General features: G+C 62.6%; 15 protein-coding genes and 1 tRNA gene. 8 read left to right on the forward strand and 8 right to left on the reverse strand.

Features of this window, described 5'->3' with window-relative positions:
• Positions 1–156: 156 nt before the first annotated feature.
• The 4 genes from EJ070_RS32200 to EJ070_RS32215 all read right to left on the reverse strand — a co-directional run bounded on the left by EJ070_RS32200 (position 157) and on the right by EJ070_RS32215 (position 3,217).
• Positions 157–1,233 carry a site-specific integrase gene (locus tag EJ070_RS32200; protein WP_126094949.1) on the reverse strand — a complete coding sequence of 359 codons (1,077 nt, stop codon included), beginning with the start codon at positions 1,231–1,233 and terminating at the stop codon, positions 157–159.
• A 239-nt stretch (positions 1,234–1,472) separates the two neighbouring features.
• Positions 1,473–2,678 carry a porin gene (locus tag EJ070_RS32205; RefSeq protein ID WP_126094950.1) on the reverse strand — a complete coding sequence of 402 codons (1,206 nt, stop codon included), beginning with the start codon at positions 2,676–2,678 and terminating at the stop codon, positions 1,473–1,475.
• Positions 2,679–2,778: 100 nt separating this feature from the next.
• Positions 2,779–3,021 (reverse strand): GIY-YIG nuclease family protein, encoded by a 243-nt coding sequence (locus EJ070_RS32210; RefSeq protein WP_126095995.1) that lies wholly within the window; start codon positions 3,019–3,021, stop codon positions 2,779–2,781.
• A 105-nt stretch (positions 3,022–3,126) separates the two neighbouring features.
• Positions 3,127–3,217, reverse strand: a tRNA-Ser gene (locus EJ070_RS32215).
• Positions 3,218–3,669: 452 nt separating this feature from the next.
• Between EJ070_RS32215 and EJ070_RS32220 the strand changes: the two genes are divergently transcribed.
• A complete protein-coding gene (locus EJ070_RS32220; protein WP_126094951.1) occupies positions 3,670–4,824 on the forward strand; it encodes a porin in 1,155 nt (384 codons plus the stop codon).
• 438 nt (positions 4,825–5,262) lie between these two features.
• On the opposite strand, the gene EJ070_RS32225 is transcribed toward EJ070_RS32220, so the two are convergent.
• Positions 5,263–6,939 carry a sulfotransferase gene (locus EJ070_RS32225; RefSeq protein WP_126094952.1) on the reverse strand — a complete coding sequence of 559 codons (1,677 nt, stop codon included), beginning with the start codon at positions 6,937–6,939 and terminating at the stop codon, positions 5,263–5,265.
• Positions 6,940–7,199: 260 nt separating this feature from the next.
• On the opposite strand from EJ070_RS32225, the gene EJ070_RS32230 reads away from it, so the two are divergent.
• A complete protein-coding gene (locus EJ070_RS32230; RefSeq protein ID WP_126094953.1) occupies positions 7,200–8,312 on the forward strand; it encodes a pyridoxal phosphate-dependent aminotransferase in 1,113 nt (370 codons plus the stop codon).
• A 128-nt stretch (positions 8,313–8,440) separates the two neighbouring features.
• On the opposite strand, the gene EJ070_RS32235 is transcribed toward EJ070_RS32230, so the two are convergent.
• Entirely contained in the window at positions 8,441–8,929 is a 489-nt protein-coding gene (locus tag EJ070_RS32235) for a MarR family transcriptional regulator (protein ID WP_126094954.1), read from the reverse strand.
• Positions 8,930–9,081: 152 nt separating this feature from the next.
• Here EJ070_RS32235 and EJ070_RS32240 point away from each other — a divergent pair, with 152 nt between their 5' ends.
• From EJ070_RS32240 to EJ070_RS32250, 3 genes are all read left to right on the forward strand, one after another.
• A complete protein-coding gene (locus tag EJ070_RS32240; protein WP_126094955.1) occupies positions 9,082–9,363 on the forward strand; it encodes an acylphosphatase in 282 nt (93 codons plus the stop codon).
• 236 nt (positions 9,364–9,599) lie between these two features.
• The gene (locus tag EJ070_RS32245) at positions 9,600–10,247 is read left to right on the forward strand and encodes a TetR/AcrR family transcriptional regulator (RefSeq protein ID WP_126094956.1); all 648 of its coding nucleotides are present in this window, start codon (positions 9,600–9,602) and stop codon (positions 10,245–10,247) included.
• 48 nt (positions 10,248–10,295) lie between these two features.
• The gene (locus EJ070_RS32250) at positions 10,296–11,459 is read left to right on the forward strand and encodes an isovaleryl-CoA dehydrogenase (RefSeq protein WP_126094957.1); all 1,164 of its coding nucleotides are present in this window, start codon (positions 10,296–10,298) and stop codon (positions 11,457–11,459) included.
• Here EJ070_RS32250 and EJ070_RS32255 read toward each other — a convergent pair.
• Complete coding sequence (locus EJ070_RS32255; protein WP_348628892.1) at positions 11,456–11,875, reverse strand: type II toxin-antitoxin system HicB family antitoxin; 420 nt, start codon at positions 11,873–11,875, stop codon at positions 11,456–11,458. The two genes, EJ070_RS32250 and EJ070_RS32255, sit on opposite strands and share 4 nt — an antisense overlap.
• Entirely contained in the window at positions 11,821–11,991 is a 171-nt protein-coding gene (locus EJ070_RS32260) for a type II toxin-antitoxin system HicA family toxin (protein ID WP_348639569.1), read from the reverse strand. The genes EJ070_RS32255 and EJ070_RS32260 overlap by 55 nt, the downstream gene beginning before the upstream one ends.
• 187 nt (positions 11,992–12,178) lie before the next feature.
• Between EJ070_RS32260 and EJ070_RS32265 the strand changes: the two genes are divergently transcribed.
• The 3 genes from EJ070_RS32265 (at position 12,179) to EJ070_RS32280 (ending at position 16,594) form a co-directional block, all read left to right on the forward strand.
• Entirely contained in the window at positions 12,179–13,786 is a 1,608-nt protein-coding gene (locus tag EJ070_RS32265; protein WP_126094959.1) for a carboxyl transferase domain-containing protein, read from the forward strand.
• Between the two features lie 2 nt (positions 13,787–13,788).
• The gene (locus EJ070_RS32270; RefSeq protein ID WP_126094960.1) at positions 13,789–14,319 is read left to right on the forward strand and encodes an O-acetyl-ADP-ribose deacetylase; all 531 of its coding nucleotides are present in this window, start codon (positions 13,789–13,791) and stop codon (positions 14,317–14,319) included.
• Positions 14,320–14,629: 310 nt separating this feature from the next.
• Positions 14,630–16,594 carry an acetyl/propionyl/methylcrotonyl-CoA carboxylase subunit alpha gene (locus tag EJ070_RS32280; RefSeq protein WP_126094961.1) on the forward strand — a complete coding sequence of 655 codons (1,965 nt, stop codon included), beginning with the start codon at positions 14,630–14,632 and terminating at the stop codon, positions 16,592–16,594.
• Positions 16,595–16,647 lie beyond the last annotated feature (53 nt).

Below are 16,647 nucleotides of genomic sequence, written 5' to 3' on the forward strand. Positions count from 1 at the left end.
TCGTCAAAACCTCCAGAATCAACAATGGCGGCTACAGAATCACATACAATTCAACCGCTTCAAGCCATTTTCCGACGGCGCCTCTTCACGCTTGACCACAGCACGAAGCAAATGTGTGCGCACGCTAGCCCACAAGGGGAGAAGGTGGAACCAGCGCTACTTCACCTTGGAACTCTTGCCCGGCGCCTTGACTGCGGCCGCTTCGCTCCTTGGCTTGCGCGCCGGCTTTGATGGCGACGGCGCGGTCAACGGAGACGCAAACACCGAAGCCTCCGCCACACGCGGCACGTCATCGGCGCGCGGTTTCTCGAGCACGACGACGCAGCCATCGAGGTCGTTGGTGGCGAGATGCGCATAGCGCATGGTCATCGACAACGTCTGATGGCCAAGCCACATCTGCACGCGCCGGATATCGATCCCCCCCTGGACGAGACGGGAGGCGCAAGTGTGGCGCAGGATATGCGGCACCACCTGCTCGTCGGCGCCAAGACCGACTTCGGCTTTCGCTTCGTTCCAGATGGCGCGGTACTGCGCCTGGGTCAGCTTGGTGAACGGACCTTTCGGCCGGCGGCCTTCGGTGGTCGGCGGCAGCTTGATCACTTCCTTGACGCGTTCGGTCATCGGGATGGTTCGGCTGCGGCCGGATTTGGTGATCCAGAACGAGACGCGGTGTTCCTGGATGTCGTTCCAGATCAGGCCGAGCGCCTCGCCGAGGCGGCAGCCGGTATCGACCAGGAAAACGGAGAGCCGGTAGGCATCCTCGCTGAGGTTCCTGATGGCGGCGAACAGCCTCGCCTCTTCGTCCCGTTCGAGGAAACGAATCCGCCCCGCCCGCTCCTTCTGGCGGCGGAATTCGGGCAAGCTGTGGATATCCCCCATCTTATGAGCCTTGCGCAGCAGTTTGCTGAGAGCAGCCATCTTGCGATTGATGGTTGCGTTGCTGTTCCCGCGCTGGCGCAAGGTACCGATAAGATTGTCCAGGGTGTTCTGGTCAAAGGTGCTGAAACGCTCTCCGAGGAGAATTTCGTCTATTTCACCAATGAAAGAGCTGACATTGTATTTATGCCGCCCGTCATCCCAGAGTATGTCCCGGTATGCTGTAAAGAGCTCGCCGATCCTATACGATTTTACTTCTCTAACCTTGTTGTAGGTGTACCTAAACTTCGAATTCTGAGAAGAAAAGACCGCAAAATGACCAGAGACCCCCGCCTCTTGAATCGCTTCGTTCGACATTTTTTTTGCCACACCCCCGAGTGGATAGGCGACACCTAACCGCTTGGACGTGTCCTTTCAAGAGTTAAGTCTGATAAATCGATTTCATCGCGCCAGAGCGGATTCCTACGAAACCGTTCGCAGACTTCAGCTACCAGTACCCCCTTCTCCTTTTTCGCTTGCCCTTGCCCAGTCACGAAAACAAAACGGCCCGGGCATTGAAGCGCCCGGGCCGGATTTCAGATGTAGCAGTCCAGCCCTTAGAACGAGCGCTGGAAGCGGAGGAGACCGCCGATGGCGTCGTCGCCATCAGTAATACCGGTCCAGTTGTGGTTCAGGCCATCGGCATCGCCGATTTTGCCTGCATTGATGTAGTCGACTTCGGCCGTGACCGTCAGGCCTGGGACAATATCGTAGGCGATGTTGGCGGCGATGCCGAGGTTCTCACCTTCGTCATACGAGACCTGAGCGTTGAACGAGGTCTTCTCGTTGAACTTGTAGGTGCCACCGCCCCAGACTGCCCAGTTGCCGTCCCACTGCTTGTAGAAGCCGCGACCGCCAGCTGCGAAGGCATAGGTCGGGTCCGTCAGGTTGTCATCGGTGCCGTAGCCGCCGATGATGAACAGCGAGATCGCGTCGTTGACGTTCACGTCCAAACGAACCTTGGTGGCCACTTCTTCATAGTTGCTATCATAGGCAACGACGCCGGTGATGGCGCCCCAGCCCTGCGTCCACTTCACGCCGCCGACGACATGCGGAACGTAGCTGTCGATCGTGCCCACGCCGTAGACACCATCAGTGCCGGCGCCCGAGCCTTCTTCGAGAGAGATCACGGCCGAGAAGCCGTTGCCAGCGTCGAAGTAGTACTGGACGACATTGGTGTCGAAGTCGCCGTAGGGAACCAGCGTATCCTGGATGACGTTGCCGGCGTAGCCGATGAAGGTATTGAACGCCGATTCGTCCTTACCGACGCGCAGCCCACCGAGCTGGATCCAGGCGAAGTTCAGCGAGGCGCCCTTATTGAAGGCCGGATTGACGGAGCCGATGAGCGGACCGGCGCCATCAGGATCCGCGCCCAGATCGGCGTTGCGGTTGCCGAAGTTGAAGCGGGTCTCGGTGTAGGTCTTCAACGTGCCGAGCTCGGTCTCCTGGTTGGTCCAGGTCTTCAGCGCAAAGCGGGCATTCTTGTAGAAGGTGTCGTTGCTGCCGCCGTCCTCAACATCGGCGGACGTCGCGCCGTCGAACGCGCCGACGTCGCCGACGCCGATGTCGTAACGGACATAGCCGCCGATGCGCAGGCAGGTCTCGGTGCCGGGGATGTAGAAGTAGCCCGAGCCGTACACGTCGCAGATCTTGACGTATTCAGCCGGTTCCGGCTCGGCGACGGTCACCGCGTCGGCGGCGCGGGCGCCGGAAACTGCGATCAGGGCCGCAGCTGAGCCGAGAAGAAGGCTCTTGATGTTCATTTTCTGACCTCCAGTCAGAATCGAACGGAAGAGTCGAGTTCATTCGACTGCCATCGCTGTCAGCGCTTTGTTATTGCTACATTTCCTGCTCTGGTGGGTCCTACCAAAGGCGTTTGCTGGCGAACGCATGCCCGGATCCCGATTTGAGATAGCGCTCGAATGAAGTCGCCTTTGCTCGGCTTGAAAAGGCCACGTAGGTCACGATTCGCCACGGGAGAAATTTGGAAGTGTGGCTGGATTTTCCGGCGTTATGATCGGCGATCCGCCGCTTCAGATCCGACGTTATGCCGATATAGCGCTCGCCTTCCAAAGCCTCGCTCTCAAGCAGATAGACGTACCACACGAACCGGCCCTCCTTCGCCAAGGCTTCGGAGGGCATCCTCTCCGCCATCCTGCTTCGCTCGAACGGGTTGGGCTTGTCCTGCGAGGCGCGCAGCGCGAAGCAGGATGGCGGAGAGGATGGGATTCGAACCCACGAGAAGCTTTTGACCTCTACTCCCTTAGCAGGGGAGCGCCTTCGACCACTCGGCCACCTCTCCGTCGCGCCGCTGGATAAAGAAAAGCGCCGGCACAATCAACAAGCTGGCGCCGGAATCGCTGAAAAAACAGCAGACCAACCCGACCTGGCTCCGCATGAGGCGATTCTGCGGCGACAACTGGGGGCGACGACTCGCCACTGCGCCGCATTTGTGTCCAGCCATCGCCGGATTCGGCCGGATTCACGGGCCGCGCGACCCTTAATGGTTAATGAGAACTTTCGGAGTGAGGCCAAATCGTGTCATTTGTGCAACAACGTCCGGGGATTAGCGCCCGGACAGGGCTTCCGCCGACACGATCGTGGTTGAACGCCGCCGCCGCCTGGGTAAAGGTCTGGTTCGAAGGAGCGGCGCGGTGCGCATCTTTTTCGGTAAGTGGGGATGGGGCAGGGAACGCTGTCCTTCAGCAAAAAATACCCAGACCCGTTTTTTAACTTTTGACTGGAGGTCAGAAAATGAACATCAAGAGCCTTCTTCTCGGCTCAGCTGCGGCCCTGATCGCAGTTTCGGGCGCCCGCGCCGCCGACGCGGTGACCGTCGCCGAGCCGGAACCGGCTGAATACGTCAAGATCTGCGACGTGTACGGCTCGGGCTACTTCTACATCCCCGGCACCGAGACCTGCCTGCGCATCGGCGGCTATGTCCGTTATGACATCGGCGTTGGCGACGTCGGCTCGTTCGACGGCGCAAGGGCCTTCGACCATGAGGACGGCGACGACCAGGCCACCTGGTACAAGCAGGCCCGCTTCACGCTGAAGACCTGGACCGGCCAGGAGACCGAGCTCGGCACGTTGAAGACCTACACCGAGACCCGCTTCAACTTCGGTAACCGCAACGCCTACGCCACCACTAACTATACTCACGCCGGTGCCGGCTTTAAGGGCGTTTCGCTGAACTTCGCCTGGATCCAGCTCGGTGGCCTCCGCGTCGGTAAGGACGAATCGGCCTTCGATACGTTCATCGGCTACGCCGGCAACGTCATCCAGGATACGCTGGTTCCCTACGGCGACTTCGACACCAACGTCGTGCAGTACTACTTCGACGCCGGCAACGGCTTCTCGGCCGTGGTCTCGCTCGAAGAAGGTTCGGGCCAGAAGGGCACCATCGACAGCTACGTTCCGCATGTCGTCGGCGGCGTGAAGTGGACCCAGGGTTGGGGCGCCATCACCGGCGTCGTCGCCTATGACGCCAACTACGAGGAAGTGGCCACCAAAGTCCGTTTGGACGTCACTGTCAACGACGCGATCTCGCTGTTCGGCATGTTCGGCTATGGCACCGACGACAATCTCACCGATCCTACCTGGGCAATCCCTGGTGGCGGTCGCGGCTTCTACAAGCAGTGGGGCGGCAACTGGGCTTGGTGGGCCGGCGGCACCTACAAGTTCAACGAGAAGACCTCGTTCAACCTCCAGGTGTCGGGTGACGACGACAAGAACTACGGCCTTGCGGCGAACGTTGCCTATGACATCGTCCCCGGCTTCACGGTCACGGCCGAAGTTGATTGGGATCACTTCGGTCGCTTCGGTGAGGCTACCGATTACGGCAACTGGACCGCTGCCAACAAGAAGAACAGCGTCGGCGGTCTCCTCCGCTTCCAGCGCTCGTTCTAATCAGCAGCGTCTGACTGAAATCGAACCCGGCGGGCAACCGCCGGGTTTTTTCATGCCCGTCTGTATGAAGCGTTTGAACTTCGGGACAGCCGATGGCATGGCCGGCCGCCTGTTGCCACGCTTGGGATGTGGAAGAGCAATCCGCGCGACGCCCGAAACGGCGGGAAGCTCTACGGCCAGGAGGATATGCCGGCGGGACAGTACCCCCCTCTGCCCTGCCGGGCATCTCCCCCGCAAGGGGGGAGATTGGCAGCTTCGGCGCCCCGCTCGAAACTTCACGTTGGAGATTGGCGAAAGCCGGCGCGACATCCGATCTCCCCCCTTGCGGGGGAGATGCCCGGCAGGGCAGAGGGGGGTGTGAAGGAACGCGGCGTTAAAGCTTACGCCGACGGGATAGGATGCAACCTAAGATGTCGCCCGGCATCAAGCGCTGTCCGTTCAAACCTCAGCAAGATCGCCCAACGCTTCGATCAGGGGCTGGATCTCGCTTTCGTAATTCTTCCATCGCTTGACCGACGACTTGTAGATCGGCTGGCGCACCTGCCAATTGCTATAGGTGTTTACTGAGCCAGCCCTGTCAAAAAAACGCAAGCAGGCTTCGTCCCAGGGCAGCCCGAGATAATCTATCAAGCGGTGCGACTGCTCCTCTTGATTTTCAATCAATGTCTCATACTGGTTTTCAAAGATGCGGCCAGGGAGGACCTTGCTCCAGTGCCGCATCAGGCGATCGTATTCCCTGTAGTAGAGTCCAAGAGTCTGAAGATCGCCGCTGTAGCTGTGCGCTTCACTGAATTGCAGGACGAAACAGGAGATGCAATTGTCGATGGCGTCACGGCGACAATGAATGATGCGCGCGTTGGGAAACAGAACGCCGACAAGGCCGATCAGCTCGAAATTGTGGGGCATCTTGTCGACGATTCGGAGTGCGTCGGGTGCTCGCTCACGCAGATAGGCGAGGTGCTCGTCTGCCAGTGTCCTGGTCAGATCGGGGGTCATTTTGGCGATCGATTTGCCGAGGTCTGCGCCGGTACGGTCCTTGAGCCCGAGTCCATTGGCTGTTCGCGCAAGCTTGCTGAGCTCGCCGGCGCCATGAACACTTGGATGGCTGGCGCAAATCTGCTCCGTCAGCGTCGTGCCCGAGCGAGGCATGCCGACGACGAATACAGGCGCCTCCGAGGGATTGCCATAAGCGGCCATTGAAGCCACTAGCTCGGGCGTGAAGGTTTCGATCATGGCATCGACCCAGCGACGATAGCTTCCTATGTCGAATATTTGGCCCCTAGCCTGATTCCCTTGCTTGAAGTGGTCTATCGCGTCCTTGTAGCGACGGAGGTCGTTGAGAACCTTTCCGGCGGCGTGATGGAGCGCTGCCGCTTCCTCCGGCATATGGCTTGGGTCCTCAAGCTCCCTTAGAATCGCTGCGAGCTCTGTCGGCTCTTCCGTGTACTTGCGTGTGCGTACAAGTGCGTTATAGGCCGCGGGCACCGCAATGCGCCGTTCTATCGCCTCTTTCAGATGAAGTGCGGCTTCGTCCATGCGTCCGAGGCTTGTGAGCGCGCGAGGCAGCCCGATCCGGGCGAGAGGGTGATCTCGTTCGATCTTGAGCGCCTTCTCAAAAAGCGGCAGCGCCATTTCTCCCTTGTCAAACGAATTATAAGCATCGCCCAAGGCGCAAAGAGCTTCCACCAGATCCGGCTTCAATGCCAAGGCCTGCTGAATGTGCCTGATTGCCGGCGTAAATTCGCTAAGCTTCAGATAGGCCTCACCGAGGCTAAGGTGGTAATAAGGATTTCGCGGCTCCTCTGCGACCGCACGGGCAAAGTACCGCAGGGCCTTCTCGGTATCGTATCCGATGCCGAGGGTTCCCAGGATGTAGAAAGCCAAAGGATGGTTTGGCGTACGCGCCAGAACCTTGAGGCAGAGTTCCTCGGCCTCCGGCAGTTGCTCAGCTTTCTGCAGCTCGAGCGCCTGCCTCAACAGCATATCGTCGGCCTGATTTCGGGGTGGACCGGCCTTCGACTGGACTTTCAGCGGTGCGGCTTTCGGCGATATCGCCTTCGCCGAGGGTTGGGTCTTGAGGTGCTTGGCCCAAGCGGGCGGCAATCGGTTGTTCATCCTGCCTCGCTAGCAAAAGCAGCGGGGAGAATCCAGTCGAAGCACGCCGTTCGTGTCGAAGGCATTTGTCGGGCGGACGATACCGTCAGGGGGCCGACAGCAAGCGTCTCGCCACTACGCTACCAGACCGGCGCAAGCAGCAAACCGCTGGAAGCTGCGACCGTCAAGGTCGACCAAGCTCGGCCATTTTATCGGGCGCAACTTGCACCCACGCACCGCTCACGCTAGCAAGAAGCCTCCTCTCAACCGAGCCCTTTGCCATGCGCCAGCGCCCTTCCCTTACGCCGATCATCGGCGCGCTTCCCACCACGGTTCCGTTCGTCGGTCCGGAAGCGCAGGAGCGCGATCGCGGCCGGCCTTTCCGAGCCCGCATCGGCGCCAATGAGAGCAGCTTCGGCCCCTCGCCGCGCGTGATCGCCCGCATGGAGAGCGTCGCCCGCGACCAGTGGATGTATTGCGACCCCGACAATTTCGACCTCAAGGTCGCGGCGGCCGCGCATCACAATGTCGGCGTCGAGAACGTGGTCGTCGGCGAAGGCATAGACGGGCTGCTCGGTCTGGTCGCGCGCATGTATGTCGCGCCGGGCGACGCGGTGGTGACCTCGCTCGGCGCCTATCCCACCTTCAACTTCCACATCGCCGGTGTCGGCGGCCGGCTGGTGACCGTGCCTTACGCCAACGACAGGGAGGACCTCGACGGGCTGCTGGCCGCGGTTCGCCGGGAAAAGGCGCCGCTGGTCTACCTGTCCAATCCGGACAATCCGATGGGGAGCTGGTGGGAGGCGCCGGAGGTCATCCGCTTCATAGAGGCGCTGCCGGAAACCACCATGCTGGTGCTGGACGAGGCCTATGGCGAGTTAGGCCCGGCCTCGGCGCTGCCGCCGATCGATGTCGCGCGGCCAAATGTCGTGCGCATGCGCACCTTCTCCAAGGCCTACGGACTGGCCGGCATTCGCTGCGGCTACGCGGTGGCAGAACGCGAAGTGATCCGCGACTTCGAGAAGATCCGCAATCACTACGGCGTCAGCCGCATGGCGCAGATCGCCGGCCTCGAGGCGTTGGCCGACCAGGACTATCTGAACTCAGTGGTGGCGCGCGTGGCGGCCGGACGCCGCCGTATCGCGGCCATCGCCGAAGAGAACGGCCTGAAGCCGCTACCCTCGGCCACCAATTTCGTCACTATCGACTGCGACCGCGACGGCGCCTTCGCGCTGAAGGTGATGCAGGCCCTTTTGTCGCGCGACGTCTTCATCCGCAAGCCGATGGCGCCACGGCTCGACCGCTGCATCAGGGTCAGCGTCGGCCTCGATCATGAGCTCGACATCTTTGCCGAGGAATTGCCGGGCGCGCTGGCGGCGGCAAGGGGGAACTGATCCAGGCATCCGGCTTCTGCCGTGTTCGGTACTCAGGAGGCGCAGGCCGCAAATAGCGGTTTGCTGCGTCATCCATGAGAGCCGGAAACCGTGGCCACCAGCGTCTGCCGCGCCCGGCGCTGGCAATTTCACATTCTTGCGGTTTCCAGCAAGCGGCTCACGCAGCTCAGCGCATCCGAAAGCGCCAAGGCTTCCTCGCCGCTGAGCTTGGCGATCAGGCGGGCGAGATCACGGTCCGTCGCCGCCTCGAGATCGGCCAGCGCGGCCTCGCCGCGCGAGGTCAGCGAAAGAACGGGCAGCCCACCCTCCGGGCCGGCGCGCATTTCGGCCAGCCCCATGGCGGTGAATTTCCGCAGGACCCTCAGGAGGTAGGCTGGGGCGAGGCCCAGTTCGCCGGCCAATTCGGATGCAACCGGGGCGAGATCGAGATCAAACATGCGCGCCAGGAAGCCGGCCCGGCCGCCAGCGGTCCGGGGCCTGCGGCCAAGCTCGAACAGCACGCGGGCTTCGATCAGGGTATAAGGGCTCTGCATCAAGGTCTCATCGAGCAGCCCAACCAGCCCGGTGTAGAACCGGTTGAAGCGGCGGATCTCATCAACCAGGGCTTCGTGCGGCATGCAGACCTCCTTTCAGAGACTTTGCGACGTCCCGATAATTTCCCTGTCAGTTGACTTGGTCAACTATTTAATTGACAGGGTCACCTGACGATGAAGCCCGTTGCATTTGATCCGTTCTGCTCCAGATTGATGGGAAAGATCTGGAGCGGGCAATGCAGGGTCGGAAAAGAGCCGTGCGAGCGCGCATAAGCGGCACGGTGCAAGGCGTGAGCTATCGGGTGTGGACGCACCGCGAAGCCATGCGTCTTGGCGTGACGGGCTGGGTGCGCAACGAGGCCGACGGCTCGGTCACAGCGCTCATCGCCGGCTCCCATGCCGCGGTCGACGCAATGATCGACCGCCTTTGGCAAGGGCCGCGGGGCGCGCTGGTCTCGGCGGTCGAGGTCGAGGAAGCCGCGGATGACGCGCCCGCCGAGTTCACGATTGTCGCTTAGGCCCCTTTCCTCGCCCCCACGGTAGTGGGGGAGAGGTGGCGCGGCGAAGCCGCGACGGAGAGGGGGACAGCGCTACTTTGATGAATTTCAGAGCAAACCCGCCAACGCTGCACCGCTCCGTCTCGGGCTTCGCCCGAGCCACCTCTCCCCCGCTTTGCGGGGGCGAGGAACAATTTATCCCATGCTGCCTTGAATTAATTGAACGTTCGTTTTATTATTGCATGTCAGAGGCAAGCATGGCACGCACCACAGGCTCCGACGGAGAAAAAACCGAGGCGGCCGTCCGCGAGGCGGCGGTCAACCTGATCGCGCGCCTAGGCTACGAGGCGATGTCGATGCGCCAGCTCGCGGCCGAAGTCGGGGTGCAGGCCGCCGCGCTCTACCGTTACTTCCCGACCAAGGAAGACCTGCTGTTCACGCTGATGCGCGAGCATATGGAAGGCCTGCTGGAGGCTTGGAATAACGCACGGCCGGCAACGAACGATCCGGTGGCGCGGCTCGCCGCCTATGTCGAGAACCACATCGCCTTCCATATCGAGCGGCGCCACGCCACCCATCTCTCCAACATGGAATTGCGCAGCCTCTCGCATGAGCGGCTGACGCAGATCCTGAAGATGCGCACGGCCTATGAGAAGGAGTTGCGCGCGATCCTGCGCGACGGCATGGAAGCCGGTGTCTTCGAGATCGACGACACCGGGCTCACCGCCATGGCGCTGATCCAGATGATGACCGGCGTCATCGTGTGGTTCCGGCCGGGCGAGCGGCTGTCGATCACTGAGGTCACCACGACATATCTGTCGATGACAATGCGCCTGGTCGGCGCGACAATCAGCCATGGCACCGCGCGTCGTTCCGAGCGCGCCGGGGACGCCGTGGCACTCTGATACAGGCATGATCCCCACGAAGATCGGGGCATGCGCGGGAGGAACGGCATGTACACGAGCACACTGAATTTCGGGCTCGATCCGGATATCGAGGCGCTGCGCGACACGGTGCGGCGCTTCGCCCAGGACAGGATCGCGCCGATCGCGGCCGAAATCGACCGCGCGAACGAATTCCCGACGCATCTGTGGAGCGAGCTCGGCGCACTCGGCCTGCTCGGCATCACCGCCGATCCGGATTTCGGCGGCAGCGGCATGGGCTATCTTGCCCATGTCGTGGCGATGGAAGAGATTTCGCGCGCGTCGGCCTCGGTCGGGCTCTCCTACGGCGCGCATTCCAATCTCTGCGTCAACCAGATCAACCGCTGGGCCACGCCTGCGCAGAAGGAGAAGTACCTTCCTGCCCTATGCTCGGGCGATAAGGTCGGCGCGCTGGCGATGTCGGAGTCCGGCGCCGGCTCGGATGTGGTGTCGCTGCGGCTGCGCGCCGAAAAGCGCAACGACCGCTATGTGCTCAACGGCTCAAAAATGTGGATCACCAACGGCCCCGACGCGGAGACATTGGTGGTCTATGCCAAGACCGATCCGGAGCGCCATTCGCGCGGCATCACCGCCTTCATCATCGAGAAGAGCTTCGCCGGCTTTTCAGTGGCGCAGAAACTCGACAAGCTTGGCATGCGCGGCTCCAACACCGGGGAGCTCGTGTTCGAGAATGTCGAGGTGCCGTTCGAAAACGTGCTGCATGAGGAAGGGCGCGGTGTGGAAGTGCTGATGTCGGGCCTCGATTATGAGCGCGCTGTGCTCTCCGGCGGGCCGATCGGGCTGATGGCGGCCTGCCTCGACGTGGCGGTTCCTTATGTGCACGAGCGCAAACAGTTCGGCCAGCCGATCGGCAGCTTCCAGTTGGTGCAGGGCAAGCTCGCCGACATGTATGTGACGATGAACGCCGCGCGCGCCTATGTCTATGCGGTGGCGGCCGCCTGCGACCGCGGCGAGACCACCCGCAAGGACGCCGCCGGCTGCGTGCTGTTCGCGGCCGAAAAGGCGACGCAGATGGCGCTCGACGCCATCCAGCTCCTCGGCGGCAACGGCTACATCAACGACTATCCGACCGGGCGACTGTTGCGCGACGCCAAGCTCTACGAGATCGGCGCCGGCACCAGCGAGATCCGCCGCTGGCTGATCGGCCGAGAGATCATGGCGGAGGGGAACTAGTGCGCTCGGGTTGTGACCTTCGTCGAGCTTTCATCGACCCGCTTGCGGGCAGCTTCGGCGAGCGTATCAGATACCCACTGGTTGATCGATTTGCCATCGCTTGCGGCCGCCTTGCCAAGCAAGGCATGGATTTCCGGCGTGGTGCGGAGAGCGAGCTTGCCGGAATAGGGTTTCTGCGGATCGACGCCACGCTCTTTGCAAAAGGCAAGGTAGTCATCGACGCTGTCGTGGAACGATTTCACCAATTCCTCGGCGGTCTCGGCCTCGAAGGTAACGATGTCGCGGATGCCAAGGATGCGGCCATGGAATACCATGTCCTCGTCGTCGAATTCGATCGATCCGGCATATCCCTTGTAAAGCTTCATGGCCTTATTCCAACGTTCGTCAAAAACTCTCTGATCTCCCTGACCGCCCACCGCTTGGTATCGGGTGACGGATGCGGGCGGTGGAGGAACAGCGTCTGGCCGGATATTGTGAACCGGACGCGCGAGCCGCTGCCCTCTGAAACCTCAGCGCCTAGTGCTATCAACAACGCCTCGACATCGCGCCATTTGATCGAGGCGCTGACCGGGTTCGCAAATCCTGTCCAGCGTCTGCCGGTGCGCGGCTTTCATGACTTTTCGCCCTGCCCAAATCGAGTACCCTGATGGCCGACTCCTCTAGGGTTAGGGCAAGAGCCCAAAGTGATACTAAAATATGATATCATCTGAGGTTCGTCAATGCCTGCCCTCGCCTCCCAAATCTCCCTCTCCTCCGACACCTTCCGCGCCAATGCCGAGCGCATGCGGGCGCTGGTCGCCGACATCGCCGAGAAGGCGGCCGGCATCGAGCGCGGCGGCGCGGACGAGGCGCGCGAGCGCCACCAAGGCCGCGGTAAGCTCCTGCCGCGCGAGCGGCTGGCGCAACTGCTCGACACCGGCTCGCCCTTCCTCGAGGTCGGCCAGTTCGCGGCGTGGTCGATGTATGGCGAGGACATTCCCGCGGCAGGCATCATCACAGGCATCGGCCGCGTCGAAGGGACCGAGGTCATGGTCGTCGTCAACGACGCGACGGTGAAGGGCGGCACCTACTATCCGCTGACGGTGAAGAAGCATTTGCGCGCGCAGGAGATCGCGCTGCAGAACAATCTCCCTTGCATCTACCTGGTCGACAGCGGCGGCGCCAATCTGCCGAACCAGGACGAGGTCTTTCCCGACCGCGAGCATTTCGGCCGCATCTTCTACAACCAGGCCAACATGTCGGCAGCCGGCATCCCGCAGATCGCCTGCGTCATGGGTTCCTGCACGGCGGGCGGCGCCTATGTGCCGGCAATGTCGGACGAGACGATCATGGTGCGCAACCAGGCGACCATTTTTCTCGGCGGCCCGCCGCTGGTGAAAGCTGCCACCGGCGAGGATGTCAGCGCCGAGGAGCTCGGCGGCGCCGATGTCCATACCCGGCTTTCCGGCGTCGCCGATCACTATGCGTTGGACGACGAGCACGCGCTGGCCATTTGCCGGCGTATCGTCAAGAACTTGAATCGGAACAAGGCCGTAAGCCTCAACCTGCAGAAACCTGTACCGCCGCTTCACGACCCGCATGAGCTTTACGGCATCGTGCCGACGGATTTGCGCCAACCTTATGACGTCCGCGAGGTAATCGCCCGTCTCGTCGACGGCTCCGAGTTCGACGAGTTCAAGCAGAATTACGGCACCACTTTGGTCACCGGCTTTGCCCATATGCACGGCATGCCGGTCGGCATCCTCGGCAACAATGGCGTGCTCTTTTCGGAAAGCGCGCTGAAGGGCACGCATTTCATCGAACTCTGCTGCCAGCGCGGCATTCCGCTGATCTTCCTGCAGAACATCACCGGCTTCATGGTTGGGCGAAAATACGAGGCCGGCGGCATCGCCAAGGACGGCGCCAAGCTGGTCATGGCGGTCGCGACGGCGCGCGTGCCCAAGCTCACGGTGATCATCGGCGGCTCGTTCGGCGCCGGCAACTATGGCATGTGCGGCCGCGCCTATTCGCCCCGCTTCCTGTGGATGTGGCCGAACGCGCGCATCTCGGTGATGGGCGGCGAACAGGCGGCGACCGTGCTCGCCATGGTCAAACGCGAGGGCATCGAGCGCAAGGGCGGCCAATGGAGCGCCGAGGAGGAAACGAAATTCAAGAAGCCGATCCTGATGAAATACGAGCATGAGGGCCACCCGCTCTATTCGTCGGCACGGCTCTGGGACGACGGCATCATCGATCCGGCCAAGACGCGCGAGGTGCTGGCGCTCAGCCTCTCGGCGGCGCTCAATGCCGGGGTGGAGGAAACCAGGTTCGGCGTGTTCAGGATGTGACGATGAGCGGCGTCAGCGACAGGATCCGCGTTCACACCGGCGACATCACCAAGCTCGCGGTCGATGCCATCGTCAATGCCGCCAACTCCTCGCTGCTCGTCGGCGGCGGTGTCGACGGCGCCATCCACCGCGCGGCAGGCCCTGAACTGAGCGCCGAATGCCGCACGCTCGGAGGCTGCAACACCGGCGACGCCAAGCTGACCAAGGGCTATCGCCTGCCGGCACGCTACGTCATCCATGCGGTCGGGCCGGTCTGGCAGGGCGGCGGCAAGGGCGAGGCGGAACTGCTTGCCTCCTGCTACCGGCGCTCGCTCGAGATCGCCCGCGACCATAACTGCCAAACGATCGCCTTCCCGGCGATCTCGACCGGCATTTACGGCTTTCCGAAGGACGAGGCGACCGGGATCGCCGCCGGTATTGTAAGCGGCTTCCTGCAACAGAATGCAGTACCGCAGATCGTTACCTTCTGCTGCTTTGACGAGCCGACGGCGGAACTATACCGGCAAGCCGTTGCTGCCATCGGGGAAAGCTGAACTTGATGACCAAAAAGAAGACGACCTCGGTAGAGCACTCCCTTGGTAAGGGAGAGATCTACCATGTTGGACGAACGCTTGCCGGGATAGGCCGGCGGGACAGTACCCCCCTCTGGCCTGCCGGCCATCTCCCCCGCAAGGGGGGAGATCGGCAGCTTCGGCGCTGCCGCTCTCCTTTCAACGTCGGCGGTTTGCGAAACCGGCGGCGACGTCCGATCTCCCCCCTGGTGGGGGAGAGGGCCGGCAGGCCAGAGGGGGACGCGAAGGATCGCCTCCTTAACGCGAAGCAAGCTCTACTCGCGGAGGCTCCATGTTCGGCAAGATCCTGATCGCCAATCGCGGCGAGATCGCCTGCCGCGTCATCCGCACCGCGCGCAAGCTTGGCGTGCGCACCGTCGCCGTCTATTCGGACGCCGATGCCCGCGCCTTGCATGTCGAGATGGCCGACGAGGCGGTGCATATCGGCCACTCACCCGTCGGCGAAAGCTATCTGCGCGGCGACAAGATCATTGCCGCGGCACTTGCCACGGGCGCGCAAGCCATCCATCCGGGCTACGGCTTCCTTTCGGAGAACCCCGACTTCGTCGACCAGGTGACCGCCGCCGGGCTCGTCTTCATCGGGCCGTCCGCCGCCTCGATCCGCGCCATGGGGCTGAAGGATGCCGCCAAGCGGCTGATGGAAAAGGCCGGCGTGCCAGTGGTGCCGGGCTATCACGGCGAGGCGCAGGAAATCGTGCTGCTCGCCTCCAAGGCGCGAGAGATCGGCTATCCCGTTCTGATCAAGGCGCGCGCCGGCGGCGGCGGCAAGGGCATGCGGCGTGTCGACCATCCGGACGATTTCTCCGAGGCGCTGTCGGGGGCGCGGCGAGAGGCCAAGGCCGCCTTCGGCGACGACCGTGTGCTGGTGGAAAAATATGTCGACAAGCCGCGCCACATCGAAGTCCAGGTGTTCGGCGACAATTTTGGCGGCGCGGTGCATCTGTTCGAGCGCGACTGCTCGGCGCAGCGCCGCCACCAGAAGGTGATCGAGGAGGCGCCCGCCCCCGGCATGACGCCCGAGTTGCGCGACGCGATGACGGAAGCCGCCGTGACGGCCGCCAAGGCAATCAACTACTCGGGCGCCGGCACGATCGAGTTCATCGTCGACGCCTCCGATGGTCTGAAAGCGGACCGCTTCTGGTTCATGGAGATGAACACGCGGCTGCAGGTCGAGCATCCCGTCACGGAGATGGTCACCGGCGTCGATCTGGTGGAGTGGCAGTTCCGTGTCGCCTCCGGTGAAAAACTGCCGAAGACGCAAGACGAGATCGTGCTTGCCGGACACGCTATCGAGGCGCGCCTTTATGCGGAGGACGCATCGAAAGGCTTCCTGCCGGCGACCGGCACGCTCCACCATTTGAAGTTCCCCGACGAGCCGCCCGAGGGCACCGCCATCCGCATCGAAACCGGCGTGCGGGCCGGCGATGCGATCTCGCCCTTTTACGATCCGATGATCGCCAAGCTTGTGGTCCACGCTGAGCACAGAACCGCCGCGCTCGCGGCGTTGCGCGATGCGCTTGGCCGGACCGAAGTCGCCGGCTCGATCGTCAACACCGCCTTCCTTGCGGCGCTCGCCGCGGACGACGATTTCGTGGCGGGCGATGTCGACACCGGCCTGATAGGCAGGCATCAGGACGCTCTCGTCGCCGTCGCAGCGCCAAGCGATGAAGCGATAGCGGCGGCGGCGCTGGCGGCGACAGATGCAGGCGCGCCGGGTCCCGCCGCCGATCCGTGGTCCTCGCTTGTTGGCTACACACATTTCCATACGCTTTCACGACGCACCCGCCTGCGCTACGGCGAGGAGAACATCCTGGCCCGCGTCTCGGCGCGGCCGGACGGCCGCTTCCAGGTGGCGCTGGAGGCGCCGCATGACGCGATCAATTCGCATGATCTGCGGAATTTGCCGCGCACCGCCCGCTGGCCGGGCCACGTCACCGTGTTCGAAGGCGCGGTCGGCTACACCTTCGCGGTGCCCGATCCGCTGGCCAAGGCGGACGAGGCCGCGGCCGCCTCAGGCAGCCTGCGCGCGCCGATGCCGGGGCTGGTCAAGCTGGTGCGCGCGGCAGCGGGTGACACGGTGATCAAAGGCCAGCCGCTCCTGATCCTCGAGGCTATGAAGATGGAACACACCATCGCCGCCCCGCATGACGGGGTGATCGCCGAGATCGCGGCCGAAGGCGCGCAGGTGAGCGACGGCACGGTGCTGGTGCGGTTCGCGGAAGAAGGGCAAGGCTGAAACGCCCGTTCGGTTTGTCTCGTTAACGAGACAAAATAGTTGGGTATGGCGGG

Source organism: Mesorhizobium sp. M1E.F.Ca.ET.045.02.1.1 (assembly GCF_003952485.1).
Taxonomy (GTDB): Bacteria; Pseudomonadota; Alphaproteobacteria; order Rhizobiales; family Rhizobiaceae; genus Mesorhizobium.